Source organism: Raineya orbicola (assembly GCF_002843425.1).
In the GTDB taxonomy this organism is placed as follows: Bacteria; Bacteroidota; Bacteroidia; order Cytophagales; family Thermonemataceae; genus Raineya; species Raineya orbicola.
Window position 1 is genome coordinate 71,776 of record NZ_NKXO01000001.1, and the last position, 19,515, is coordinate 91,290.

Sequence of the window (19,515 nt, forward strand, 5' to 3'; positions counted from 1 at the left end):
TTTATGTACTGCTTAAAATAAAAGGATATTTTACTGAAGCCAAATACAATCCACAAGCGGGTGCGGCGGCGGAGGCTTTGCTTCGGTTGCGGGCTTGGATAATTTGCTCAAAATCTGATAGGCTCATTTTCCCTTGTCCTACTTCTAATAATGTTCCTACAATAGCTCGTACCATTCCCCACAAAAACCGATTAGCAGAAATTTGAAAGACTAAAACATCTTTGCCGCTGACTAAATCTTTTTGCACTTGCCAAAAAGCTTCATAAATCTTACACTTAAAATGGGGTGTATTCGCTTTGATTTTGCTAAAACTTTCAAAATCCTCATAATTCAGTAGTAGGCGAGAAGCCTCTTGTATTATTTCTACATTGAGCTTGTAAGGAAAATACAAAGCTAAATCTTGCAGAAAGCTGTTTTTGTTTTGCACAATTCGGTACTGATACGTTCTGCTGATAGCGTCAAATCTACTATGTGCTTTTTGCGAAACCTGATATAGCCCGCAAATAGTAATATCTTTGGGTAAAAGAGCATTCCAATTTTTCAGAATTTGTGAGGACAGAGGCGAGGCGTAATCAAAATGGGCAAATTGTTGTAGGGCGTGTACGCCTGTATCGGTTCTGCCACTGCCTACGATGCTAATAGGTTCTCGCAAACTGACTGAAAGGGCTTTTTCAATTACTTCTTGCACACTTAAAGCATTTTTTTGTATTTGCCAACCTGCATACGCTGTGCCTTTGTAAGAAATTTCTATGAAGTAACGCATCAATAAAATAAATTTTTCGTTAATATAGCGAAAAATCAGAGATATGAAGTTACTCAATCCTTTTAGAAAGGTTTATAGCACGCAAGAAAAAGAAATTTTTGATTTTTTCAAAAATGTAAAACTCTTTGAGCGTCTGACCGAAAAAGAAATGGAGGAGTTTTTGCCTTTCTTGCATCTACGCGAATACAAACAAAATGAAGCTATTTTCTTTCGCAACGACCCTTCACAAGCTCTTTATGTTATCAAGAGTGGCACGGTAGAACTCAATTTAGACCATCAAGATTCTTTTGAAACTCTTGCCACAGCCAAAAAAGGAGTAGCTATTGGTATCAATGCTTTGGTAGAAAATAGCGAAAGGGTGTATAATGCCGTAGTGCGTTCCAAGGAGGCTCTGCTTTACATTATTCCACAGGTGAATATTTTAGAAATTTTTAAGTATAAAATAAGTATTCAGGCAAAAATGATGACTTCACTTGCCGAACTTTACGACGAAAATACGAAAAACTTATTCAATTCGTACAGAAGACATATTGGGCTTTTCCATTTGGGAGAGGCATATATGAAAACCTTTCAAAGCGAGTAATTATCCAACTACTGAATACTCAATACTCAATACTTAACAACTACCTATGACAGAGAAAGTTAAACAACTATTGCAAGGCTATTATGCCGTAATTGAGCTACCCGTACAATGGGGAGATATGGATTTGGCTCATCACGTCAATAATGTAATGTATGCTCGTTATGCCGAATCGGCAAGGGTTGCCTATTTAGACCTTATTGCCGAAGGCGAAGCAGGCAATTTTGGTGCGGGAATCGGTCCTATTTTGGCTGAAATTAACATTCAGTACAAGATGCCTCTTGCATACCCCGATTTGATGTATTTAGGAACAAAAGTGATAGATTTTCCCGATGAGTTTAGCTATACAATGGAAAGCGTGATTATCAGCAAAAAGCACGAAAGAATTGCAACACGAGCCATTGCACGCATTGTAAGCTATGACTATCACAAACGTCAGAAAGCCACTACACCGCAGTGGATTGTAGAAAAAGTCAAAAAATTGCAAGGAATGTAAGTTTAAGCATTTCTTGCTTCATATACGCTTTTTTCCCAATTATCTAAACGCTTGTTCATTACAGCAAACCAAAGCGGAGGAATAAGTGCCAGAAGTACCATTGTGGGATAGCCTGCGGGAAGTTGTGGGCTATCCTCAAAGTGTCTGAGTATCTGATATCGGCGATTGGCATAGGCGTGATGGTCGGAATGGCGTTGAAGTTGAAAAAGAAAAAAGTTGCTCAATAGATGACTTGCATTCCAAGAGTGTAGGTGTTCTACGCGTTCGTATTTGCCATTTTCCAACAAACGGCGGGTGATACCGTAGTGTTCAATGTAATTGACAGCCTCCAAAAGCGAAAAACTTAATACGCTTTGTAAAATGTAAAAGACACTCACTTGCCACACAAAGTATCCTTGTAAAAGGCTCATTGAGGCAGTCAGGGTTATCATTAGCAATAAAGGTTCAAAAAGGCAGTTCCACATTTCGTTTTCCCAATTCCAATTGCTTTTTCCTTGTTTTTGTAACCTTTTAGCTTCTATTTTCCAAGCACTGCGAATACTGCCCCATACGCTTTGCCGCCAAAATCTATAAAAACTTTGATTTTTACGTGAAGTAGCGGGGTCTAAGGGAGTAGCTACATTGACGTGATGCCCTCGGTTGTGTTCTATAAAAAAATGTCTGTAAAAAACGGTATCTAATATAATTTTGGCTAAAATTTGTTCAAAACGGCTACTTTTATGCCCTAATTCGTGAGCTACCGTGATACCTACGCCCCCAAGTACCGTCATTGTACTCAGCAAAAAGCCTACATATTCGTAAGTTTGCAGGGTATTCAGCGAAACTACGTAGCAAGCCCATACAAGCAAGCCTATCTGCAAAAACGCCCACAAGTATAAAACGCCCTTGTAGTATCCTTCTTCACTGATTTGTTTTTCTGTTTCTTTGGGAAAATTATGCTTATCAATGCCTAAAAGGGCATCAAAAATGGGAATAATACCAAAAGCAAATAAGACTGTGGCGTAGTTCCAAATGCCACCTTGATAGTAGCCCCATACCCACAAAGCAGGTAAAATAAATGGGAATAAATAGCCAAACTTTTTCATCGTATTCAAATTTTTCCAAAATTACAAAATATATTTCTAAACTACAAGTTTAATTTGTAATTTTTTATTTGTTCATCATTTGTTTTTTATCTCAAATTTTAGCATTATTGCGAAACAAAATCCTGACAAAACTCTGATTTTTCAATCAACTAAAACTTTCAAAAGCGTTGAAAAACTATTATACCATTCTAGAAGTACCTGAAAGTGCTTCGGTAGAAATGATAAAAAGTGCTTACAGGAACTTGGCAAAGAAGTGGCACCCAGACCTCAATCCGGGCAATGCCGAAGCCGAACAGATGTTTATGGATATAAAAGAGGCTTATTCAGTGCTTTCGAATGCTATTAAACGCAACTTTTACGATTATCAGCTTCGTAAAGCTATTCTTGATAAAAAAGTAGAACCTACTTCTTCCACGAAAGTTGGCTCGTTTCGGAAAACAGAAACTACTACTAAAAAAACAACTTCAAATCAGGATAAAACTGAAAAAAACGATAAAAAAGAAAAACTATTCCACAATGCCGAAGCCTATAAAAATAGGCTTGATGAGCTAATGCGTAAGCATAACGAACTCATTGAAAAGCAAAAGAAAGCCGCCGAAGAAGCAAAAAAGAAAGATGCGGAAAAAGAAGAGAGTTTTTACGAGAAATTTAAGCAAAATCGTGAGAATGCTATTTTAGAGCAGAAAATCAAACAACAACAAGAACAAGAAGCCAAAGCTAAGCAAGAGGAACAAAAACAAAAAGAACAGGAGCAAAAAGAAGAAGCCAATATCACGCGTCCTCAAAAAAATAGAATTAAGGCTATTTTGAGCATTTTAGGTTTCAGAAGCGATTGAAATAAAACAACACAATATCTTATGGTAAGTATCAATGTACAAAATCTTTTGAAATGGGTGGAAGAAAACAAAGATTTCTTAAAACCCCCTGTATGCAATAAAGAAGTTTATCCGGGCGGCGATATGATTGTAATGATTGTTGGCGGACCTAACGAAAGAAAAGACTATCATTACAATGAAACCCCCGAGTTTTTTTACCAAATTAAAGGGGATATGACGCTTAAAATTATTGAAAATGGCGAGTTCAAGGATATTGTCATTCGGGAAGGAGAGATTTATTTACTCAATGCTAAAATTCCCCATTCGCCCCAACGCCCCGCAGGAACTATCGGACTTGTGATAGAAGAACGCCGAAAACCCCAAGATACTGACGGCTTTCAGTGGTATTGCGATAATTGCGGAAATAAGCTCTATGATGAATATTTCAAACTTACTAACATTGAAAAACAACTTCCCGAAGTATTTGCTAAATTCAATAACAACCCCGACCTTCATAAATGCTCTCGATGTGGGCATATTTTGCAAATACCTCAAAAAAAGACCGCTTAATTTCTCCTTGTAGTGAATAGGGGAGTGTTAAATTGATAATTTCCCCTTTTCTATTTTTCTAAAATTTCCTATTCATAAATTTGGATTTCACGCAAAAATCTTGTTTTTTTGCACGCTCAAAAATATTGTGTGAAATAAATTTTTATCAAAAATGGCTATTATTGGTAAAATCCGAGAAAAAGCAGGTGTTATCGTAGGTGTTATTGCCATAGGACTGGCACTTTTTATTGTGGGAGATGATTTTTTCCGCTATTTCCAAAAAGGTAAAAGGGGGCAGGAAAAAGTAGTAGGAGTATTTGATGGCAAAGAAATTACCCTTGATGATATAGCCTTAGAAATAATGGAAGCAGAGCGTTATTATGCTATCAATATGCCCCAACAACGCCCCAGTGAAGCTGATTTGATACGCTTTGCTTGGTCTGCTTACTTACGAAAAAATATGCTTAAACCCGAATACGAAGCTTTGGGCTTGCAAGTAAGCGAAGAAGAGAAAAAAGCAATGTATGAGGGCGATAGCATTTTTATTCACCCACAGGTAGCCAGTGCGGGGATTTTTCAAGATAGTGTAACTAAAAAATTTGATAAAAAACTTGTAAAAGAGTTTTTGAAAAATATGAAAAATAACCCCGAAGCGAAAGCTCGTTGGGAGATGTTTTTAGATGGTCTTGCTGAAAGTCGTGTACAAGAAAAATATAACGCTTTGCTTTCACAATCGGCGTATGTTACCAAAGCAGAAGCGAAAAGGGAGTACGAAAATCAAAACAATAAACTCGCACTTAAATATTTTTATGTTCCTTATACATCAATTCCTGATAGTGCTGTAAAAATCACAGATAAAGAGTTGGAAGAGTTTTTGAAAAAGAACAAAAAACGTTTCAAAGCACCTGAAAGCCGTTCTTTTGAGTATGTGATTTTTACCGTTGCTCCCTCTAAAGAAGATACTTTGGAGTTCTCTGATGAACTTCGTAAACTTGCCAAAGATTTTGCTCTTGCCCAAGACGATTCGGCTTTTGCCGTAAATAAAACCAAAGGTAACGAAAAGAATTTTAAGTATCGTAATCCCAAAGAAATTCCCGATGGTATTTATTCCGAAAATCGTCCTTTACTTAAAGGAGCAGTGGTGGGTCCCTTTTTGCATCGTAATAGCTTTATGATGGTAAAAGTTTCGGATATCAAAGAAGATAGCACCTATTTTGTACGCTCCAAACATATTCTTTTCCAGGTTCCCAAGGGGGCAGAAGCTAAAGTAAAAGACAGCATTCGTAAAGAAGCTGAAAAAGTACTTGCTAAAATAAAATCAGGCGAATTAGATTTTACCAAAGCCGCCAAACAATATGGTAGTGATGGTACCAAAGATATTGGTGGAGATTTAGGTTGGTATGATGAAAAAACAATGGTTGCTCCTTTTAGCAAAGCTACTTTTGGGGCAAAAGAAAAAGGTTTGCTCCCCAATTTAGTGGAAACTGATTTCGGTTATCATATTGTTAGCATTTCAGAGCCTAAAACCAACAAAAAATACAAACTCGCAATTATTGAGCGTCCTATTTATGCTACGCAAAATACGACAGAAGAGGTGAGCTTACAAGCAGAGGAGTTTTTGTTAGGCTTAAAAACTTACGATGATTTCAAAAAGAAAATAGAGAAAAACCCAAAATTAGTTAAAAAAGTAGCTAAAAAAGTAGCTCCCTATGCACAAGGGGTAGATGGTATTCCTTCCAATGCCAAGCCACTTATTTCTTGGGCTTTCAATGAAGCAAAAGTAGGGGAATTTCCTAAAAAGCCTATCCGTATCCCAGAACAAGGAATGTTTGTAGTACCCATTCTTACTGCCAAAACTGAACAAGATGAACCCAGTTTGGAATATTTCCGTGAAACTTTGGAATACGAAGTGCGTAATTTGAAAAAGAAAGAGCAAATTATCAGCAAAATAAACAGCTATGGCAACATTTCGCTTGACGAAATAGCCAAAAAATATGCAGGAGGCTTTGTAGTACAGGAAGCACGTGATATTACTATGCAAAACGCTTCTATAAATACTGCGGGATATACACCTGTGGGTGTAGGTACAGCTTTTGGCTTACAGAAAGGCAAAAGAAGTAAGCCCATCGGAGATGATAATGGTGTAATCGTTATGGAAGTTACGGAGCAAATGCCTGCTCCTCAAATTGCAGATTACTCGCAGTATAAAAACAATTTGCTTAACACACAGAAGCAAAGTGTAAGCAGTTTTTATTATCAGGCTTTGCAAGAGTTGTATCGTGTAAAAGACTTTACTTACAAGTTCAACTAAAAAATGAAAACCTACTGAAAAGTAGGTTTTTTTGTTAGATTATGGGGAAAAAAGTAACCTACATTATTTCAGATATAGAAAAAGCCCTTGCTTTTGAGTGGATAGTAGAAGAATTAAATACCGAAAAATACGATTTGAGCTTTATTTTGCTCAATCGCAAGCAGGGTAGCTTTTTAGAAAATTGGCTCAAAGAGAAACAAGTTCCTGTTTTTTGGGTATATTATGAAAGTAAAAAACAACTTTTTTCGGCTTTTTCGGAAGTTAGAAAAATCTTGAAAAACTGGGGTACGCAAGTAGTGCATTGTCATTTATTTACAGCATCGCTTGTGGGGCTACTTGCGGCAAAAAGTTTAGGCATTAAAAAACGAATATTTACCCGCCACTATTCTACTTTTCATCACGAGTATTTTCCGAGAGCCGTTTGGTACGATAGGTTTATAAATGCTCTGGCAACGCATATTGTAGCTATCAGCGAAAATGTGCGAAATGTGCTAATTCTGAAAGAAAAAGTAAATCCTGCTAAAATAAGGCTCATTCATCACGGCTTTCGTTTAGAACTTTTTGAAAATGTATCAAGAGAGCGAGTAGAGAACTTAAAGCAAAAATATCATTTGCAAAATAAATTTCCAGTAATAGGTGTGATAGCTCGTTGGACGCATTGGAAAGGTATTCAGTTTATCATTCCTGCTTTTGCGGAGATTTTGAAGCACTATCCGCAAGCCCATTTAATTTTAGCCAATGCCAAAGGAGATTATACTACTGAAATAGAAAAATTGCTTAAAAACTTACCTCCTCAATCTTACATTGCCATTCCTTTTGAAAATGATTTACCCGCCTTGTATCAGCTTTTTGATGTGTATGTGCATACCCCTATCAATGCGGAAGTAGAAGCCTTCGGACAAACCTATGTAGAGGCTCTTGCTGCAAAAATTCCAAGTGTCTTTACACTTTCGGGGGTTGCAAAAGAGTTTATTCATCACCAAGAAAATGCTTGGGTAGTACCATTCCAAAATTCGGAAAAAATTGTGGAAGCTATCCGAAACTTACTTGAAAATAATGAATTGCGAAGTAAAATTATTAAAAATAGCAGAGAAAGCGTAGAAAAAATGTTTAACTTGCGAAAAATGATTAGGGGTTTAGAACAATTGTATGATGAGTGATGAACTCGCCTTTATTTTCCATAGTAATTCCAACTTATAACCGAGCCGATTTCATCAAGCAAACCTTACAATCAGTGATTCATCAAAAATTTACTGATTTTGAGGTAATTGTAGTAGATGATGGAAGTACTGATAACACCGAGGAAGTAGTTAAACCCTTTCTTTCAGAAAAACTGCGTTATTACAAAGTTCCTAATGGGGAGCGTGCCAAAGCTCGTAATTTTGGTATAACGCAAGCCAAAGGCAAATACATTACCTTCGTAGATTCTGATGATTTGCTTTATCCGAATTATTTTCAAATAGCTTATGATTTTCTGCAAAAAAAGCCTGATAGCGTTTTTTGGGCTTTAAGCTATGAAATGAAAGATGAAAAAGGAAATATTTTGTTTAAGCAAATTCATCGTGGAGATATTGCTCAAAAATTGCAATTTGGTAATATTTTAAGTTGTATAGGTGTTTTTGTAAAAAAGGAAATTTTATTAGAAAATCCTTTTAACGAGAACAGAGACCTTTCGGGAACAGAAGACTACGAATTGTGGCTACGATTAGCAAGTCGCTACCCTTTACAAGGGATTTCTACCATTTGTGCTTCTATGATTAACCATAATAGCCGAAGTGTTTTGAGTATTAGCACGGAAAAACTGATTAAACGCATAAAATCGCTCTTGCAAAATACGAGCGGAGATGAAAAAATAAAAAATTTTTATGGAAGCAAGGGCATTGCTAATATAGAAGCACATTCTTATTTGTATATTGCTTTGCATTTGGTAATGGCAAAAAAGCGAATAGAAACCCTACATTATCTTTTCAAATCCTTAAAAATTAAACCTTCGGTAATTTCTACTTACAAATTTTGGGTAATTGTTAAGAAATGGTTTTGGGGTAGTTAGGGACAAATAAACTGATAATGAGCGGCACGAAATTCCCCCATTTTCAAAGCTAATTCTAAATCTTGACAAATACTTTTGCTATCAGCATTTAAACTAAACTTTATCATAGCTCTTTCAAAGTACAAATCGCTTTCTCTAAAACCGCTTTTTTCGACTTCTTGTAAGACTTGAATGGTTTCTGCTAAATGTTCTCTTTGGTATTTGTATCTACTAATTGCCCAGTAAAAACGAAAGTCGGGTGATTTTATCAAATAGGAATTATCAAGCATACGAAAAACCTCTTTGTAGTCCTGCATTTTGAAATGTACTTTGACATACAGCAATAAATAATCAAGGTCTTTTGGCTTTTTTCGCCGAATCAGATGAACGAGGCTGTCGGCTTTGCGTAATTGATAAGTTCTTAGATAAATTTGAGCCTGTGCATACATTTCACGAAGTTGATATTTTTCTTGGATAGTAAGATAAATAGCGGGGAGAAGTATCAGAACGAGAGCGAGAGCTATCCAAAAATTAGTTTTTTTATTGATTTTTTCAATTTCTTTCTGTTCAGCTTTTTGTTCTTCTTGGTATTTGCGAAAAAAATTTTTGAGAATTTCTACTTTTACTTTTTGCTCGGCTTCTTGCTTTTTTTGATAATCTTGGTAGTAATAGCTGTAATTAATTTCTTGCGTGAAGCCTAATTTTACATCATAGAAATGCCTTTTTTGAGCATCTGAGAGTGTTTGATAGGCTTCATTGATTTTTTTGAACATCTCTTCAGCTTTGGCATCGTTGGGGTTTTGGTCAGGGTGGTAGCGGAATGCCAATTTTTTATAGGCATTCTTTATTTCTAACAAACTTGCCTGAGGAGAAACCCCTAAAATTTCGTAGTAGTTCAAAGCTTTATTTGTTTCTTTCTTCTACTGTTTCTTTCTTCTACGAGTTGATAAACTTTATTGATAACTTCAAAAAATACTTCCAATTTTTCTACCTCAATATTTTCGTAAATAAGTAGATTAAATTTTTTGATAACTCGGCGAGCAATTTCTCGTTTTTCTTTCCCTTTTTCTGTAAGAAATATACGTACAAATCGTTTATCGGTTTCGCTTTGCTTTCTGAAAATCAAGCCGTCGGCTTCCATACTTTTTAGGGTGCGTGTAATGCTACGAGGTTCTAAACCAAACTGGGGAGCAATTTTAGTGGCGGGAGTACCTGCTTCGGGGTCAATATTGATAAGAATAAAACCTACGGAGGCAGTAATGCCATATTTGCTTCCTTCGGCATTATACATACGCGATATAGCGTACCAAGCAAGTTTGATATTGTAATCTACGGACTCTTCAGGCTTGATTTTTGTAGGGGTATGAAGCATTGCAAGAGAGTTTTTACAAATTTACAATAAAATTGCTAAAAGTCAAACACTTCAAAAGAGCAACAACATCACAGCAAAAGAGTGATGTTGTTTGAAAGTATCCAAGGAGTATTTTTTAGAAATTTGGTTGCAACAAATATTGCGTATAAAAATTATCAATTACTTCTACGGCTTCGTCTGCGGTATCTACAAGACTAAAAAGGTTCAAATCTTCGGCGTTGATGTTTTTTTCTTGGGCAAGTACGGTGTTTTTGAGCCAGTCAATCAGCCCTCCCCAATATGATTTACCAACCAACACAATCGGGAAACGTCCAATTTTTTTAGTTTGAATAAGCGTGAGAGCTTCAAAAAGTTCATCTAATGTACCAAAGCCCCCGGGCATTACTACAAACCCTTGTGCATATTTTACGAACATCACTTTACGAACAAAGAAGTAGTCAAAAGTGATGAGTTTATCAGGGTCTATGTAGGGGTTGCTGGTTTGCTCAAAAGGTAAAATGATATTGATACCCACTGATTTACCACCACGGCTTTTAGCCCCCTTGTTGCCTGCTTCCATAATGCCTGGTCCGCCACCTGTAATGATACCGTAGCCCAAATCTACAAGTTTAGCGGCAATCTCTTCGGCAATTTTGTAGTAAGGATTATCGGGAGTGGTGCGTGCCGAGCCAAAAATAGAAACACAAGGACCTATCCGAGCCAGTTTATCAAAACCATCAACAAACTCCGACATTATCTTGAACAATGCCCACGAGTTGGTGCTTTTGATTTCGTGCCAATCTAACTTTTTGAAAGCTTTTTTGATACGATTTTCGTCTTCTAAACTCAAATTTTCGTCTGACATAGGTTTTAGATTTAAAGTATTACTATTCGTGAAAAAACGCTTATAGCTTTCAAAAAAGCTATAAGCGTTTGAAAAAGGATTTTTTCCAAATTGTTTTAGGATTGACTTTGCTTTTTGCGGTTATTTTCGGCTTTCTGAAGCCAAAATCCAATAGCAAAAGAAACTACACCCAAACCGATGAAAAAAGCATAGGCAATGGTTTCGGTCATTCTAAAATCTATCATAAAGGTATGCTTTGAAGTTTCTTAATTTTTGTTTGCAAGAAAATAATTTTTGCTTTCAAAAGCAAGAAAAATTTGCTTTTTATGTCATTCACCTTTATAGCCTGAATTTTGTAAAATTTCTTTAGCATCTTGCAATTGCATCACTTGTGGTAGAGAAAGTTTGTTCTTTTCAGCATATTTTTTTAGCATACGCAAAGCACTCCAACGGGCTATTCCTCCTGGGCATTCTTGGCTGATAGGGAGCGTAAAAGGTGAATCTTCTACATAATCTCTGCGAAACTCGCGAGTTGTATTGAAAAATACTTGTTTGTCTAAATAGTGTTTCCAAATTTGCTCTTTATTTTGAGCTATGTACTGCATTTGTTCGGTAGTATAGCCTAAAACAAGCGAATCTGCGAGACAGGGAATAACACTTTGGGCAAAATAGTAGGTCTTGGCGTAAGCAAGCATTTCATTGAGCACCGTTTTATCATTTGGATTGAAGGCATTATAGCGATTGCCAATGAGTTCTGCTACAAAAGTAGGAATATTCTGCCATACATATCTGCGAGCTATGTATGTGGGTATATGCGTAGGGAGGGGGTATTTGTAAGTAGGTCCTAAAAACCAATCTAAACCTATTACTAAAATTTCACCATTGGGCGAATAGTAAATATCAGTTACGGTATTGAGCGGAAAAGAGCCTATCCCCGAGACACTGAAATACACTTTTTCAGGCTCTTTGAAATTGGGATAATGAGCTTTGATTCGCTTAAAAAGGTCAAGAATTTGATTTTGTAGCTTTTCCAAAGGAATAATTTTCTCATAATCCATTCGTAAGCTATCTAAATGAGGTTCTTTTGCCATAGAGGCAAGAATTTCTACCATAAAATCCTTTTCTTTATTTTTTTGAGGATTTTCACGTTTTTCCCAGCCTTCACGTACTAAATACAATTTGTTGTAAAGTGGATTTTTTTCTAAAATTTGCTGAATTTCAGTCTCATTTTGAGCCTCTAAGATGGCTTTATCAATGCGTTCAAAAGTAGTTTGAAGCTGAATTTTACTAATATCCACATCAGGAAGGCAAGATGTTTGTAAAATGTCTTGATTATTGTTTTCTTTTTTTTCTTGACAAGCAAAAAGTATGAGACAACTCAACAATAAAAAAATTTTACGCATAGAGTTTTCAAGGTTTTATGGAGAATAAACTATTGCAAACGAATACGAGGGTCTATAAAAGTGTAAAGAATATCCACTACTACGGTGATAAAGATAAAAATTGCCGCTACAATAAGCGTAGAAGCCATAATAACAGGCAAATCTAACGTGAAAACTGCATTGACGGTTTCATAACCAATTCCTTGATACACAAAAATAGTTTCCACAAAGAAAGAGCCGCCTATGAGCGAAGCCAGCCAGCCCGATGCCGAAGTTACCACGGGGATTAGGGCATTTTTTAGGGCGTGTTTATAGATAAGTTGATTTTTTGAAACTCCTTTTGCTCTTGCGGTACGGATATAATCTTGCGAAAGAACATCAAGCATTGCACTACGCGTGATTTGCACAATGAGCGAAAGTGGGCGAATACCCAAAGTAAGTGTAGGCAGAATAAGATTTTTCAGAGCAAGTACGCTTTCTCCTGTGTAAGTATCGTAATCCCAGAGCGAACCTGTACCGCTCAAACCTACGTAAGGTCCGAATTTGTAACCGATATAATTGGAAATCAAAGCCGCTGCTACGAAGGAAGGTACTGAAAAGCCAAGCGTAGTAACGGGAATAATGGTTCTATCAATCCAAGTACCTTGTCGGCGTGCCGCTACAATTCCTAAAAAAACCCCTACTATTACTGCAAAACTCATTGCCGAAACTGCTAGTACAATTGTGTTCCAAATTCTTTCGTTGATGATTTCCGAAACACGTTTTTGCGTTTGGAAAGAACGCCTGAAATAAGGAAATTTGACGACAAGCACATTTTCACCCATCGGAATGAGCCGTGTATAGCGATATTTTTCTTGCTCTTCGGGTGTATCCTTATGAATGGAGATGATAGACAAATCTTTGAAATACAAAGCGAGTTGTTCAGGTAAAGGTTTATCCAAACCTAAATCTTCACGAATAATTTTGAGAGTAACTTCATCAGTTCTCTGCCCTGCAATCATAGAGACAGGGTCGCCGGGGAGAGCGTGAAAAAGTAAAAAAACAACTACCGTGATACCCACTAGCGTAAAAAAACCATAAACTATCCTTCTGATAATGAATTTCAGCATCGTACTTGTAGTTCAAACACCTTTTGCCAAAAATACAAAAAAATCTTTGCGGGCAAAAAATTATGCAAGGAATTGTAGAAGTTTTAATGCCAGAGCTTTTGGATAATTTCTTGCATTTCTTCAAAAATAGCACCAGCCGCTATAATTTCTTTGCCAAAAATAAAGTCTTGGGCTTTCCCGAAAGTGCCTACTTTGCCTCCTGCTTCTTGTACAAGTAGCGAGCCTGCGGCAACGTCCCAAGGGCTCAAATTAAATTCAAAAAAGCCTTCAAAACGTCCGCAAGCCACATATGCCAAATCTACAGCCGCCGACCCCATTCGTCGTAAGCCGTGAGAACGCTGCATTAGCTCATTAAGGATTTTTAGGTAGATTTCGTTTTTATCAAACCAATGATAGGGAAATCCTGTGGCAAGCAGAGCTTCTTTGAGTTGTAAAATAGGTGAAACTTGAATTTTCACGGCATTGCAAAATGCTCCTCCCCCCAAAGTGGCATAGAAACACTCTCTCCGATTTACTTCATACACTACTCCCAAGACCATTTGGTTTTCGTGCATCAAACCTATACTGATAGCAAATACAGGTAAGCCGTGAATAAAATTCGTGGTGCCGTCGAGAGGGTCTATAATCCAATGCAGTTGCTTCGTTGAAATTTGATGTGTCGTTTCATTTTCTTCAGTAATAAAACCTGCTTCGGGTAATAACTTGCTCAAAGCCTCCACTAAGCGATTTTCGGCTTCTCTATCTACATACGAAACCAAATTGTTAAGCCCTTTGTATTCGGTGGCTTTTCTATCAAAACTTTGGCTTTGTTGGGCGATGAAAAGTCCTACTTTTCGAGCAATATCATTGACTTGCGGGCAAAGTGTTTTCCATTCTTTTACCATTACTTAATTCCTTTTACGACACCTTGTATAAGCTCTTCGGCGGTTGCTTCGCGAATATCCAAAATTTTACCCTGATAGTGCAAAGTGCGTCCTGCAAGAGGGTGATTGAAGTCTAAAGTTACAAAATCACCATCAATTTCGGTAATTACAGCATCTACGGGATAGCCCTCTTCATCTTGTAAAGGTACAATTTCACCGACTTTTAAGTATTCCTGTGGGAAATTACTTTGCAAAAATTCGCTTATAGGAAACACGACAACGCCTTCTTCGTCATATTCGCCAAAGGCTTCTTGTGGGGGCAATATAAAATCAAAACTATCGCCTACGGCTAATCCAAGCAGTTTTTCTTCCATTGCGGGCAAAACAAAATGATTTCCGTACAAAAAACCATAAGGCGTAGAAGCGGGGACGTGTTCAATAACCATTTGGTCATCAAGAGAGGAAATGGTGTAAGTGATAAAAACTACCTTATCTTTGGCTACTTGCATAAAAAGAAAATTTGAACCTAAAATTTTGCCAAATTTACAGCAAAAAACACAGAAAGGCAAAAATATGAGTGCTTTTTCAGAAAGTTGGTATTACAAGACAAGATATAGCTAAAAAGAGGGGTAAATTTTCGGCGGTGCAAGACTTTTAATGCCTGTTTCTTGTTTCCAGCATCCTGCTTCCAATACTATTGGATAGCTTGTTGTTTTTGTTTTTGGCGTTTGGCTTCCTTTTTCTTTTTACTTTGGAAAAGTTCCCAAAATGTATTCCCCGAGCGTGAGGTTGAAATACTAACTCCTGTGGAATTAGCGGTAGTATTCATAATATTACTACTACCGAAGGTGCTACGGTTATACATTTTAAGTTTGTAGCGACCGTCTTCGGTCATTAGAAATTCTACAATCCATTCGCCTGTGTAGTTAGAGCCTCGTTGTTGGTTATTAAGACGATTATCACTAATGATACGCAACCTGCCGTCCATTAGGTTATAGGCAAACCTTGCCCCAAGTACGGTAGAATTATTTTGTCCTGCGGCAATTAGGTCGCCTGCACTTATATCAATTTCTAAGTTTTCATCAATTTGTGAAACAATACTGCTGAATTGGTTAGAGAGAAACTCGCCAAGTGTTCTGCCCGAAGCGGCACCTACGTTACTATTGTTGGAGGCAGAGGTAAATTGTCCTAAAATTACCAAACTACCTACTTGTCGGTTGAGTTCAAGTTCATTAGTTTCAATATCCGATTTTACCTTAAACATAGCGGCTTGTAGCGTAGGATTGGCAATTTGCTTTTCAATATCTTTGAAATCAATGTTAAAAGTAACTTTGGGAGCAAGCAAATCGCCCAAGAGATGAGCCACTACTGCCACAGGAAAACGCCTTGAAGTTTCAGGATTGATTTCGGTTTGAGGTAAGAAAGCCGTAAAAGAAGTATGGGCGTTGTAAGATGCTTTTACGTCCATATAGGCTTTATAGACATCGCCTTCAAAGTAAATTTTACTACCGGGTAAAATGTTAAACTTTTTGCTAATCAGATTTTTCATTGTGAAAAGATAACTGCCATCGGTGATGAGGTAGTCGCCCCAGATGCCAAAATTTCCTCGTTTATCAATACTCAGTTGCATAAGCCCTTTGCCTACGCCTTGCATTTTATCACCTGTTTGTCTATCCAATTGTATTTCAAAATAGGCATCTTCGGTTACATTCAGGTTCATATCCAACTCTAAACCTGTAATTTTTACACTTTTAATTTGTTTTTGCAAGTGTAGGCTATCTTGCTGATTTTCTTTTTCAAAATTTGTAAATTGATAGTAACTTACTTCACCTACTTCGCTGTATCCATCAAGAGGCAAGTAAATTTTTGTACCTTTGTTGCTGGTAGCATCAACGCGTATGTAGAGGTCGGTAGGTTCGCCTTGCATAAGTATTTTGCCTGATGCAATGGCATTACCATAAAAAAGGGCGTTGGGAGTTTCTTTGATTTGCAAAAGTGTAAATTTGTTGAAATCGCCCTCTAAGTTCAAAAAGAAATGCGAAAAATTATCGTGAGAGATGCTCCCGTCAAAAGTTATTTTTTGCTTATCGCGGTCGTAGAAAATGAAGTGATTGAATAAAAATTCATTGTGAGCAATTTCAATTTGGCTATTGGTTTCGTAAGTTGCTCCCAAGAAATCTACTTTGAGTTTGGCGTTTTGGAATCGTGCAAAGCCTGAAAGTTCAGGTTTATAGATTTTACCTGCAATTGCCAAATCTCCTGATATAGTACCTTCTAACTTTGAAAATAGTCCTTCGGTAAAAGGCTCTACAATGTTGAGCGGTAGGTTGCGTATTTTAGCCCAAAGGTTCAAATCTTGGTTTTGGGGTTTGTAGTAGCCTGTAAGAAAAAGCACATAATCTTTTTTGTGGTAAATATCAGTAGCAATTTCTACAATTTTTTGCTCGTTGTTCCAAGTAGATTTGCCGTGCAAATCACCTATTAAAAACTGATTGATAGCCACTGAATCGGCGGTAAATTGTGAATTGATTTTGATTTGCTCATAGACATCTTGCAGGTCAATATGAGTGTTTAGTGTGCCTTTCAATTTTTGCTTACTCAAAAGTACGTTGAGAGTAGCAAGCTGAAAATTCTCAATATCAATATTTAGCTTGTCATTATTGCTATTGGAGGCAATATTTCCTGTAATTTTGATTTCTTGCTTTTCGTTGTAAAGACCAAATTTTTCAAAGAGTATATTGCCATTTTCAGCGGTGAAAAGGGTGATTTTACCTTCTTTAAGAAAGTGCCAATCTTTTTCTAAAACTTTCACCAAAGACTCATCAAATTCAATTTCTGTTCTATTGGTATCTAAAGTAATATGTCCTTGCAAATCTGCTTCGTTAGTGCTATTTTTTTGTTTGATTTTCGTCCTAAAATCAATAATGCCATCTAACCAAATTGCATTAAAGCTCAACTTTTCAGTTTCTACACCGCCCATTTTTTGCTCATTAGAATACACATAGAGTTCGGCGGATACATTGTTGTTAGAGCCTTCTTTATAGGCTTCAAAGCGAAAGCTATTACGTTGAAACTGATTTTTGCCAAAATGTAGCTTTTCAAAAGGTTTTTCAGTTTTGATAGAAAAACGAGTTAGTTCGCCGCCTTGTAGTTCGCCTTGCAAAGGAATACCCTGCGATATGCGAAAAGTGCTATCAAAAAGATGAGCAATAGGGTTTATATCATTGAGGTTTATTTTGAAATCAATGCTTACTTCCTCACTTTTTTCTTTCTTTTTAGCTTCGTAATAGGCTTTTTGCTTGGCTTCTTCGTTTTTGATACCCAAAACTATTTCGTTAGTGAAGATACTTAAATTCTTTTGCAATTGGGCAAGTGTAAATTTGCCTTTGAGTTCAGCGGAGATATATTGCGAGTAAATATCAATAAAACGATAACCATAAGGATTTTGAGAGGAGCTAATCATCAGCGAATCAATAGGCAGGGTTCTGTTTTTGTAATGAATTTTAGCTTCTTTCATCAATACTTCTCCCAAGAAATTATCTAATTTGAGGTTTTCGCTGTTGATATGTAGAAATCCTTTGAAAATGAGTGGCTCATTCCATAGATGTATCTTGAAAAAGTCTAAATTTTCAATATCAGTAGTAATGCGTAATTCGGGTTCAGGCTTGTTGAAGTTCATAGAACCTGTTAGTTCTAAATGAGCATTTTCATCTTGACTATTGATTTTTCCTTCAAAAGATTTATTTTTGAAATGTCCTTTGAGGTCAATATTGCGATAGGGGTAAGTATTAAACTCAAAAAATTCAACGTGTCCGTCCAAATCAGTATCTAATGTTTGAATGGTAAAGCCTTTGCCTTTGATGTTGGCATCAAGAGAGAGCATTCCCAAACTTTTTTCTTCCAAGAGCGTACCTATCTGAAAGTTTTGCAAGCGGATAATGCCCTCGTAAGCAGGTACTTGCTGGTCTTGTTGAATGAAATAAGTATCTAAATCGGCATTTCCCAAATCGGACTGCATTTGGCAATTTGCTTTGAAGTCTGTAAAGTAGCCATCAAAGCGACCCTGCAAGGCAATATTTCCGAATTTTTGTACAAAATGATTGCTGTTCTCGTCCAGATATTGTTTCAAATCGGGTGCATATATTTGCGTACCTTGCTCCAATTGCAAAGAAGCGAGTACATTTTGAATGGTTGGTAACCCTTCGGCGGTCAGAGAACCGATAAGTGAAGTATTTTGCCCAATTTTCAAAGCAAAATCCGTAAAGCTAAAATTGCTTATTGTACCACTGAAATAGCCTTTTATTCTCCAAACATCATCATATTGCATCAGGTCAGGGGCAAAGAGAGCCAAATCGCGTGTATGTAGCAGGGTATTGTTCAGGTTGGCTTCCAAGCGTATTTTTTCATTGAAATGTGCAAAATCTTTCTTGCTTTCATAATTAAACACAAGGCTATCTCGTAGTGTAGAATTATTGATTTCTGCGTAAAGGCGATTGAATTGCATGGAATGTTTATTCATCAGAAAGCGAGTAGTAAAATTTTTGATGGTAAGTCCTGAAATTTTATCCTCTGCTTTGAAGTGTTCCAAGTCAAAAGCGATAGTATCGGCAACAATAAGCATATTTCTCAGGTAGCCATCTAAATCCGAAAATTTGAAATGGGCATAGTCAAAGCCATTACGGATAGAATCCTGACGGCTATCATAGTAAGAGAAACGCATTTTATCCAAAGTAACCTCTTCTATGGCAAATACAGGGGCTCTTTCACCGGGTTTGCGTTTTTTCTTTTCTTTGGGGGCGGTAAGGCTATCTATGACGGCAATGAACTCATCAATATTAAGCTGTTTAGTTACAGGATTTACTATTAAATTCACCTCACCATTCTGTAAAAGAATTTTATCCAAAAAAATATCTTTACCACGCATAAATGTACGCAACTGCAAATCTACTTCTGTTTTTTCTATATCAATCATCACATTGCCTTGTCTATCAATAATTTGCAAATTTTTGAGATAAACATCTTGATTGATAAGGTTGATACGGAGTTTTTCAATTTTGACTTCAAAGCCTGTTATTCGTGAAAAATAGCGAGAGGCTTTTTGGGCTAAAAAGGTTTGCGTGGCAGGAATAGCCAAAAGTGCCAGTAAAAACAAAATTACACTAATGGGCATTATTACCCCCCATTTAAAGTATTTCCACGCAATTCTGAAAAACTTTAGAGTAATACGCTTCTTTTGAGCTTTTTTTATTTGCTCAGCACTAAACTCGGTCTGTTCTATTGCCGATTTTTGAGGTTCAATATCTTGTTTGATTACGCTCAAATTTATAATTTTGCATTT

At 36.8% G+C, this 19,515-nt stretch carries 18 protein-coding genes; 7 read left to right on the forward strand and 11 right to left on the reverse strand.

What is annotated here, in order from left to right; translation table 11 throughout:
- Position 1 precedes the first annotated feature (1 nt).
- Complete coding sequence (truA, locus tag Rain11_RS00345) at positions 2-820, reverse strand: tRNA pseudouridine(38-40) synthase TruA (RefSeq protein WP_317042732.1); 819 nt, start codon at positions 818-820, stop codon at positions 2-4.
- On the opposite strand from truA, the gene Rain11_RS00350 reads away from it, so the two are divergent.
- Together Rain11_RS00350 and Rain11_RS00355 are read left to right on the forward strand one after the other, a co-directional pair.
- Positions 807-1,346, forward strand: a complete 540-nt coding sequence (locus Rain11_RS00350; protein WP_101357328.1) for a cyclic nucleotide-binding domain-containing protein — start codon at positions 807-809, stop codon at positions 1,344-1,346. The two genes, truA and Rain11_RS00350, sit on opposite strands and share 14 nt — an antisense overlap.
- A gap of 46 nt (positions 1,347-1,392) precedes the next feature.
- Positions 1,393-1,839 carry an acyl-CoA thioesterase gene (locus Rain11_RS00355; RefSeq protein WP_101357329.1) on the forward strand — a complete coding sequence of 149 codons (447 nt, stop codon included), beginning with the start codon at positions 1,393-1,395 and terminating at the stop codon, positions 1,837-1,839.
- A 2-nt stretch (positions 1,840-1,841) separates the two neighbouring features.
- Here Rain11_RS00355 and Rain11_RS00360 read toward each other — a convergent pair whose 3' ends face one another.
- Positions 1,842-2,924 carry an alkane 1-monooxygenase gene (locus tag Rain11_RS00360; protein ID WP_317042733.1) on the reverse strand — a complete coding sequence of 361 codons (1,083 nt, stop codon included), beginning with the start codon at positions 2,922-2,924 and terminating at the stop codon, positions 1,842-1,844.
- A gap of 167 nt (positions 2,925-3,091) precedes the next feature.
- Here Rain11_RS00360 and Rain11_RS00365 point away from each other — a divergent pair, with 167 nt between their 5' ends.
- From Rain11_RS00365 to Rain11_RS00385, 5 genes are all read left to right on the forward strand, one after another.
- The gene (locus tag Rain11_RS00365) at positions 3,092-3,760 is read left to right on the forward strand and encodes a DnaJ domain-containing protein (RefSeq protein WP_207764400.1); all 669 of its coding nucleotides are present in this window, start codon (positions 3,092-3,094) and stop codon (positions 3,758-3,760) included.
- 21 nt (positions 3,761-3,781) lie between these two features.
- The gene (locus Rain11_RS00370; protein WP_101357331.1) at positions 3,782-4,309 is read left to right on the forward strand and encodes a 3-hydroxyanthranilate 3,4-dioxygenase; all 528 of its coding nucleotides are present in this window, start codon (positions 3,782-3,784) and stop codon (positions 4,307-4,309) included.
- Between the two features lie 151 nt (positions 4,310-4,460).
- Positions 4,461-6,599 (forward strand): peptidylprolyl isomerase, encoded by a 2,139-nt coding sequence (locus Rain11_RS00375; RefSeq protein WP_101357332.1) that lies wholly within the window; start codon positions 4,461-4,463, stop codon positions 6,597-6,599.
- 41 nt (positions 6,600-6,640) lie between these two features.
- Complete coding sequence (locus tag Rain11_RS00380) at positions 6,641-7,759, forward strand: glycosyltransferase family 4 protein (protein ID WP_101357333.1); 1,119 nt, start codon at positions 6,641-6,643, stop codon at positions 7,757-7,759.
- A complete protein-coding gene (locus Rain11_RS00385; protein WP_101357334.1) occupies positions 7,759-8,649 on the forward strand; it encodes a glycosyltransferase family 2 protein in 891 nt (296 codons plus the stop codon). Before Rain11_RS00380 ends, Rain11_RS00385 begins: the two co-directional genes overlap by 1 nt.
- Here Rain11_RS00385 and Rain11_RS00390 read toward each other — a convergent pair.
- From Rain11_RS00390 to Rain11_RS00425, 9 genes are all read right to left on the reverse strand, one after another.
- Positions 8,646-9,527: a tetratricopeptide repeat protein gene (locus tag Rain11_RS00390; protein ID WP_101357335.1), complete on the reverse strand. Its 882-nt coding sequence runs from the start codon at positions 9,525-9,527 to the stop codon at positions 8,646-8,648. The two genes, Rain11_RS00385 and Rain11_RS00390, sit on opposite strands and share 4 nt — an antisense overlap.
- Positions 9,524-10,000, reverse strand: coding sequence for a MarR family winged helix-turn-helix transcriptional regulator (locus Rain11_RS00395; protein WP_394341581.1), 477 nt, complete (start codon positions 9,998-10,000; stop codon positions 9,524-9,526). The genes Rain11_RS00390 and Rain11_RS00395 overlap by 4 nt, the downstream gene beginning before the upstream one ends.
- A 115-nt stretch (positions 10,001-10,115) precedes the next feature.
- A complete protein-coding gene (locus Rain11_RS00400; protein ID WP_101357336.1) occupies positions 10,116-10,844 on the reverse strand; it encodes an LOG family protein in 729 nt (242 codons plus the stop codon).
- A gap of 95 nt (positions 10,845-10,939) precedes the next feature.
- Positions 10,940-11,068, reverse strand: a complete 129-nt coding sequence (locus tag Rain11_RS14115; RefSeq protein WP_262502148.1) for a hypothetical protein — start codon at positions 11,066-11,068, stop codon at positions 10,940-10,942.
- Positions 11,069-11,152: 84 nt separating this feature from the next.
- A complete protein-coding gene (locus Rain11_RS00405; RefSeq protein WP_101357337.1) occupies positions 11,153-12,226 on the reverse strand; it encodes a gliding motility protein GldB-related protein in 1,074 nt (357 codons plus the stop codon).
- A gap of 29 nt (positions 12,227-12,255) precedes the next feature.
- The gene (locus tag Rain11_RS00410; RefSeq protein ID WP_101357338.1) at positions 12,256-13,314 is read right to left on the reverse strand and encodes an ABC transporter permease; all 1,059 of its coding nucleotides are present in this window, start codon (positions 13,312-13,314) and stop codon (positions 12,256-12,258) included.
- An 83-nt stretch (positions 13,315-13,397) separates the two neighbouring features.
- The gene (locus Rain11_RS00415) at positions 13,398-14,198 is read right to left on the reverse strand and encodes an inositol monophosphatase family protein (protein ID WP_101357339.1); all 801 of its coding nucleotides are present in this window, start codon (positions 14,196-14,198) and stop codon (positions 13,398-13,400) included.
- On the reverse strand, positions 14,198-14,686 hold the full coding sequence (locus Rain11_RS00420) for an FKBP-type peptidyl-prolyl cis-trans isomerase (RefSeq protein ID WP_133121451.1): 489 nt from the start codon (positions 14,684-14,686) through the stop codon (positions 14,198-14,200). The genes Rain11_RS00415 and Rain11_RS00420 overlap by 1 nt, the downstream gene beginning before the upstream one ends.
- Before the next feature lie 185 nt (positions 14,687-14,871).
- Entirely contained in the window at positions 14,872-19,497 is a 4,626-nt protein-coding gene (locus tag Rain11_RS00425; RefSeq protein ID WP_101357341.1) for a translocation/assembly module TamB domain-containing protein, read from the reverse strand.
- Positions 19,498-19,515 lie beyond the last annotated feature (18 nt).

Excerpts from the sequence above, each read along its gene's own strand:
- Rain11_RS00380 (WP_101357333.1), top strand. The coding sequence starts at position 6,641 with ATGGGGAAAAAAGTAACCTACATTATTTCAGATATAGAAAAAGCCCTT.
- Rain11_RS14115 (WP_262502148.1), bottom strand. The coding sequence starts at position 11,068 with ATGATAGATTTTAGAATGACCGAAACCATTGCCTATGCTTTTTTCATC.
- Rain11_RS00355 (WP_101357329.1), top strand. The coding sequence starts at position 1,393 with ATGACAGAGAAAGTTAAACAACTATTGCAAGGCTATTATGCCGTAATT.
- Rain11_RS00385 (WP_101357334.1), top strand. The coding sequence starts at position 7,759 with ATGAACTCGCCTTTATTTTCCATAGTAATTCCAACTTATAACCGAGCC.
- Rain11_RS00415 (WP_101357339.1), bottom strand. The coding sequence starts at position 14,198 with ATGGTAAAAGAATGGAAAACACTTTGCCCGCAAGTCAATGATATTGCT.
- Rain11_RS00350 (WP_101357328.1), top strand. The coding sequence starts at position 807 with ATGAAGTTACTCAATCCTTTTAGAAAGGTTTATAGCACGCAAGAAAAA.
- Rain11_RS00405 (WP_101357337.1), bottom strand. The coding sequence starts at position 12,226 with ATGCGTAAAATTTTTTTATTGTTGAGTTGTCTCATACTTTTTGCTTGT.
- Rain11_RS00410 (WP_101357338.1), bottom strand. The coding sequence starts at position 13,314 with ATGCTGAAATTCATTATCAGAAGGATAGTTTATGGTTTTTTTACGCTA.
- Rain11_RS00395 (WP_394341581.1), bottom strand. The coding sequence starts at position 10,000 with ATGCTTCATACCCCTACAAAAATCAAGCCTGAAGAGTCCGTAGATTAC.
- Rain11_RS00420 (WP_133121451.1), bottom strand. The coding sequence starts at position 14,686 with ATGCAAGTAGCCAAAGATAAGGTAGTTTTTATCACTTACACCATTTCC.
- Rain11_RS00370 (WP_101357331.1), top strand. The coding sequence starts at position 3,782 with ATGGTAAGTATCAATGTACAAAATCTTTTGAAATGGGTGGAAGAAAAC.
- Rain11_RS00400 (WP_101357336.1), bottom strand. The coding sequence starts at position 10,844 with ATGTCAGACGAAAATTTGAGTTTAGAAGACGAAAATCGTATCAAAAAA.
- Rain11_RS00360 (WP_317042733.1), bottom strand. The coding sequence starts at position 2,924 with ATGAAAAAGTTTGGCTATTTATTCCCATTTATTTTACCTGCTTTGTGG.
- Rain11_RS00375 (WP_101357332.1), top strand. The coding sequence starts at position 4,461 with ATGGCTATTATTGGTAAAATCCGAGAAAAAGCAGGTGTTATCGTAGGT.